General features: G+C 66.6%; 5 protein-coding genes and 1 pseudogene. 4 read left to right on the forward strand and 2 right to left on the reverse strand.

The window, feature by feature from the left end; all coding sequences use genetic code 11:
- Positions 1-82: 82 nt before the first annotated feature.
- From I6A81_RS40100 to I6A81_RS44500, 3 genes and pseudogenes are all read left to right on the forward strand, one after another.
- Positions 83-1,324, forward strand: a complete 1,242-nt coding sequence (locus I6A81_RS40100; RefSeq protein WP_407661462.1) for a cytochrome P450 — start codon at positions 83-85, stop codon at positions 1,322-1,324.
- 269 nt (positions 1,325-1,593) lie between these two features.
- Positions 1,594-2,643: a phosphotransferase gene (locus I6A81_RS40105; RefSeq protein ID WP_203007813.1), complete on the forward strand. Its 1,050-nt coding sequence runs from the start codon at positions 1,594-1,596 to the stop codon at positions 2,641-2,643.
- A 196-nt stretch (positions 2,644-2,839) separates the two neighbouring features.
- Positions 2,840-2,959, forward strand: a pseudogene (locus tag I6A81_RS44500) (IS982 family transposase); the annotation flags it as partial.
- A 116-nt stretch (positions 2,960-3,075) separates the two neighbouring features.
- Here the strand turns inward: I6A81_RS44500 and I6A81_RS40110 are convergent.
- Positions 3,076-4,221 carry a thiolase family protein gene (locus I6A81_RS40110; RefSeq protein WP_203007812.1) on the reverse strand — a complete coding sequence of 382 codons (1,146 nt, stop codon included), beginning with the start codon at positions 4,219-4,221 and terminating at the stop codon, positions 3,076-3,078.
- Positions 4,222-4,231: 10 nt separating this feature from the next.
- Positions 4,232-4,666, reverse strand: a complete 435-nt coding sequence (locus tag I6A81_RS40115; protein ID WP_203007811.1) for a Zn-ribbon domain-containing OB-fold protein — start codon at positions 4,664-4,666, stop codon at positions 4,232-4,234.
- A gap of 508 nt (positions 4,667-5,174) precedes the next feature.
- On the opposite strand from I6A81_RS40115, the gene I6A81_RS40120 reads away from it, so the two are divergent.
- A complete protein-coding gene (locus tag I6A81_RS40120; RefSeq protein ID WP_456319697.1) occupies positions 5,175-5,297 on the forward strand; it encodes a hypothetical protein in 123 nt (40 codons plus the stop codon).
- The last annotated feature ends 48 nt before the right edge of the window (positions 5,298-5,345 follow it).

Raw genomic sequence — 5,345 nt, forward strand, 5'->3', positions numbered from 1 at the left:
CTCGATCGGCACGGCACTCGGACCAGGCATAACCCCAGTCTACGATCAGCCCAAAAACTTCAGACTCGGAACACTAGTGACAATTAGTGAGGCGCTGGACAGGGATCGGGTCCGGAAGCTGTTCGACCTTCGGAGCAGCTACAACGCCCTGTCCGGTGGCGACTTCAGGGAAGACCCGTATCCGATCTGGCATCGACTCCGCGAGCAGGCGCCGGTGCATCCGGGAGTAGTCCATGAGCTGACCGGCTACCCCGGTTCGGCGTTCTTTCAGGGTCTGCCCTTCGAAGACCGGCCCCACTTCTCGGTTTTTGGCTTCGACGCCTGCGACGCTGCCTTTCGGGATGAGGAACTGTTTGCCTCGTCGCCGGAACCCGTCGATCCAACCGATGAGACGGTCAGTTACACCACCAGCCTGCTGCAGATGGGAGGCGCCCGGCACCGCCGCTACCGCGGCCTCGTGCAGCCGTCCTTCGTGCCCGCGAAGGCCAAATGGTGGATCATGAACTGGATCGAGGAGGCGGTGCATGCGCTGGTTGACGGCTTCCTTGACGAGGGCCGCGCCGAGCTCAACACCGACTTCTGCGCCGCGATCCCGTTGCTGACGATCACCGGCAGCTTTGGTGTTCCCGTTGAGCAGGCGCTGACCATCCGAGAGTCGCTCAGCGACCCGCCGAAGATTGTCAGCATCCTGGCGCCGGTGGTCGCCGCCCGGCGCGAGTCCCCGCAGGACGACCTGATCAGTGTGCTTGTCGAGGCCGAGCTGAAGGACGAGGACGGGGTCATGCACCGTCTCTCGGACGTCGAGATCTACACGTTCGCGCTCCTGCTGTTGCTGGCTGGTTCCGGCACGACCTGGAAGCAGATGGGCATCACTCTCGCGGCGCTGCTGCAACGACCGAAGGCCCTCGACGCCGTCCGCGAGAACCGGCAGCTACTGCGGGCAGCCATCGAGGAGTCGTTGCGGTGGACGCCCACCGACCCGATGTTCTCCCGCCATGTCACCCAGGACATCGACTTCTACGGTGTGCACCTCCCGAGGGGGGCCGTGGCCCACCTGTGCATCGGTGCGGCCAACCGGGACCCGGCCCGGTGGGACCGGCCCGACGAGTTCGACATCCACCGCCCGCTGAAGCGGTCGCTCGGGTTCGGCGGCGGGCCCCACATCTGCCTTGGCATGCACGTCGCCCGGGCGGAGATGACGGTCGGAATCGGCACCCTGCTCGACCGGCTCCCGAACCTGAGGCTCGACCCCGCCGCCGAACCGCCCCGCGTCATCGGCATGTACGAGCGGGGCGCGACCGAAATCCCCGTGGTGTTTGGTTAGGCGCGACATCGGTGTGGTCGGCCCACCCGTGCTGGAGCGCCGCCGGGCGCTCAACCGGACCCCGTCGGGTGCCCGCGGGCGTGTCGGTGTCTCCGGCCGACCTGCACCGGTCATACGCCGGTGGCGCGAGACCCATTGTCGAGACCTGCGCTGGTCTACCGGCACGCCGCGGGTGGCGACTTCCCGCGATCGAGCGGCCCAGGGCGTTCGCCAACGAACTGCGCAGTTTCTTTCGCCTTTGTTCGGAAACACGCAGACCAGGAGGAACGATGACCGAGTCCGTACCAGTCCCTGAAACACTCGAAGAGGCTCTCGATCCCGCGTGGCTCAGCCTCGCGTTATCCCAGCGCCACCCAGGCATCGAGGTCGCCAACGTGATCGTGCGGTCAGTCGACACGCGAATCTCGACGAACGCGCGCTTCACTGTCGAGTGCACCGGCGGTGTCCCCGACGGACTCTCACCTCACCTGTGTGTCAAGGGGTACTTCGGCGAGGCCGGCCGACCCTTTGCCTTCCTCGGGGGGCCCGAAGCATGTTTCTACGCGACGCTGGCCGAGCCCATGGGTGTGCGCACTCTCCGAAGCCACTACGCTGGAGCCTCGCCCGAGACCGGTGCAGGGGTCTTCGTCACCGAGGACATCATCACCGCGGGTGGCGATTTTCTCGACGCACTGTCGCCGTATTCCGTGGATCAGGCGGCGCAGAGCCTTTCCGAGTTCGCGCGTCTCCACGCTTTCGGCTGGGGACTGCCGAAATCAGTTCACGAACCATGGCTCGCGCCCCGTATCGACATGTACTTCGGGCATCGGGGCGAGGGCACGATCCAGTCAAACTTTGACGGTCCCGTTGGAGTCGACGTCGCGCCCGAGGCGCGAGACGCGGGCCGGCTCGTGCGCGCCCAGCGGCTGTTGGCGGCCCGTCAGGAGGGTCCCGGCTGGACACTCATCCACGGCGACGCGCACGTCGGCAATATCTTCCTCGCCGGCGACGGCCAGCCCTCCCTCGTCGACTGGCAGCTCGTGCAACGGAACTTCTGGGGCATTGACGTCGGCTACCACATCGCTTCAACCATCTCGACTGAAGACCGCGAAAGAGCGGAACGGGACCTGCTGCGACACTATCTCTCTGAGCTGAGCGCGCGTGGTGTCGATGCGCCCTCGTGGGAGGAGGCATGGACTGCATACCGGATCGGTACCGTCTATGGCTTCTTCATGTGGGGTATTACCATCATCGTGAAACCCGAGATCGTCCGCGTTCTACTCCAACGTCTGAGCGCCGCCGTCGCGGCGCACGACGGTTTCGCGGCAGTTGGGGTCTGAGAACAACGCCAGGAATTTTGTTCGGCGGCGCCTCAACGTCATGTCGTTGGCTGAGACGATCGTTGTCCGGGGCCGGCTGTGCCGTGACTCTGCCGACGCGTTGGCTCGGCCGAAGCGGTCCGATTGTCTAGGCGAAGGGCTTGGCTGGATGAACATCAGCATCCCGCCGTGGACCGCCGATGACGAGGCAGAGCGACGGACTTTGACCGGCGTCGCGGCCCGCGTCGCCCAACGCCTGCTGGCGATGGCCGCGGCGATCTGGCACAACAACCAGACCGCCGCGCCCATCACCCACCCCCTGATCGCCTACGACCACCGACCGGAGACAGGACCTACTCGTCTAGGGGGGCGCGGCACGGGCGCGAGCCCGGTGAACCGGGCCCGTCCCGGCAGCGACCACCATCTACGCGGGTCTCGTGGTCCCGCCGGTGATCACCGCGAGAGAATGGTGACGGCGGCGGTTCCAGGTGCCCCGTAGACCTGCGCATAGCCGACGCGTGGGTTACCGGGGACCTGCCGTTCGCCGGCCTGCCCCCGAAGCTGGCGTACCAACTCGTGCACCTGGCGCAGCCCAGAGGCCCCGATCGGCTCGCCGTTGGCGATCAGGCCACCGTCGGTGTTGACCGGCAGCCGGCCGGCGATCTCGGTGGCGCCTTCCGCGAGCAGCTTCTCCTGCTCGCCATCGGCGCAGAAGCCGTTCTCAGCGAGGTGGATGACCTCGGCGCCGGCGTCGGTGTCCTGCAACTGGACGACGTCGACGTCCTCGGGACCGATCCCGGCCTGCTCGTAGGCTGCCCGCGAGGCGTAGACCGTCGGCGCCGCGTCCTCCTCGATAGCCGCCCAGGTGGTGTTCACCTCGTACGCACCGTACCGGCGGGTGCGGATGGTCGAGGCACGCACGAAGACAGGCTTGTCGGTGTAACGGTGGGCCACGTCGGCCCGGCAGAGGACCACGGCCGCCGCGCCCTCGTCCGGGGCGCAGAACATGAACTGTGTCAGCGGGTAGTTGAGCACGGGCGAGGCCAGGATCTCGTCCTCCGAGATCGGCTTGCGCCGGAAGGCATTGGGGTTGAGCGCGCCGTTCCGGAAGTTCTTCGCCGCGACCCGGGCGAGCGTCCGGGAGGTGATATTGTGATCGTGCATATAGCGGTTGATCTTCATGCCGAAGAACTTCGTGGTGACGTACTGACCGTTCTCCGCGTACCACGACGGCATGTTCACCAGCATCGGGTCCTCGACGAACGCTCCGCGCGGATGCTTGTCCAACCCGACGGCGACGGCGAGGTCACACTGGCCAGTGCGGATGGCATTGGCAGCCTGCTGGATCGCGCTGGCGGCCGTGGCGCAGGCGTTGAAGACGTTGATGAAAGGGATGCCGGTCAGCCCGAGCAGCCCGGTCAGCGGGTCGGTCTGCGCTACCTCCCAACTGCCTCCGCAGGCAAACTGTATGTCCTCCCAGGCCACTCCCGCGTCGGCGAGCGCGAGGTCGATCGCCTCCGCGCCCATGGCGAAGGCTGACTTGTCACCGAACCGGCCGAAGGGATGAAGACCTGCGCCGATGATCGCGACATCGTTCATCCTGGACTCCTCAGGGGCTGTCGGTGCTACCGGAAACCGGTGCAAAAGCGAAGGTCATGATCTCGTCGTCGGCGTCGTCAACGTAGAAGGGAACGATTGACAACTCCATCTCCATGCCAAAGCGCAACTTCGTCGGGTCGCTCTCCGTCAGCCTCGACTCGACCCGGATGACGTCGCCCAGCTGCACGAGGCCGACCCCGAAGGGTGTAAAGCGATCCGCCTTGTCGGAACCCGCGTAGGGAAGCTTCGGCACGAAACCCTGCGTCGTCCAAGCCACGAGAGTGCCGCGCCGCGGCAGGAGCAACTCGGACATACTGGACCGTCCGCACCGGGGGCAGCGAGACTGTGCAGGGAACGTCGTCGCTGCGCAGTCGCCGCACCGACTGCCGATGAGCTGCGGAGTGTCATGCGGCCAGGTGAAGACCTCAGCCAGTGGCGTTTGCATCGGCGCTGCGCCCTCTCGTCGATCTACGTTGCTCCCACGGTAGCATCAAACCTCTAGAGGTTTCTCGTCTGACGGGTCGGTGCTGTCGCCGGTGCCGGCGTGCGGGTGCGGGTGCGGGTGCGGGTGGACGGTCGAGCTGGCCGGGCGGGGCGAACAGCGGGTCGGGAACCGCGATGGTCACGGTGCCGACGGCGGTGCTCCCGCTGGTAGCGCGACCGGCCCGCAGACCACCTGCACATCGATCCGCAGGCCTTGGCGACTACCGCGTCTCCGAAGCCCCGGTGATCGACCTATCGGTCGCCAGCGGTCCGCGCGACCAGACCGGGATCCAGGTGACGATCGAGCAGTACGTCATCGCGACGGACTTAGCGGACTGTCGTCGCCGTCGGTCCCCGGTGCTGGACGGGCTCAACGCCACGGGCCGGCTCGACCTGCACCGGGCGCTCGTGGACTCCTCCCACGCCCGCCAGCACCGCACGGCTCCGGCCTGGGCCGTCAGCGCTGGCCGGTGGAACGCACCGTTGGCTGGCTCCACCAGTTCCGCCGGCTGCGCACCCGCTGGGAACGCCGCGCCGACATCCACCAGGCCCTACTCACCTCGGCTGCTCGATCATCTGTCTACGTCGACTGAAAAGCTCATTCTGAACCGGCTCTTTAGCGCGCTCTGACTGCTCGCAAC

It is taken from the genome of Frankia nepalensis, from assembly GCF_016786325.1.
Lineage (GTDB): Bacteria > Actinomycetota > Actinomycetes > Frankiales > Frankiaceae > Pseudofrankia > Pseudofrankia nepalensis.

What these genes read in the sequence shown, in the direction of transcription:
- I6A81_RS40105 (WP_203007813.1), top strand. Translation starts at nt 1,594, where the DNA reads ATGACCGAGTCCGTACCAGTCCCTGAAACACTCGAAGAGGCTCTCGAT.
- I6A81_RS40110 (WP_203007812.1), bottom strand. Translation starts at nt 4,221, where the DNA reads ATGAACGATGTCGCGATCATCGGCGCAGGTCTTCATCCCTTCGGCCGG.
- I6A81_RS40115 (WP_203007811.1), bottom strand. Translation starts at nt 4,666, where the DNA reads ATGCAAACGCCACTGGCTGAGGTCTTCACCTGGCCGCATGACACTCCG.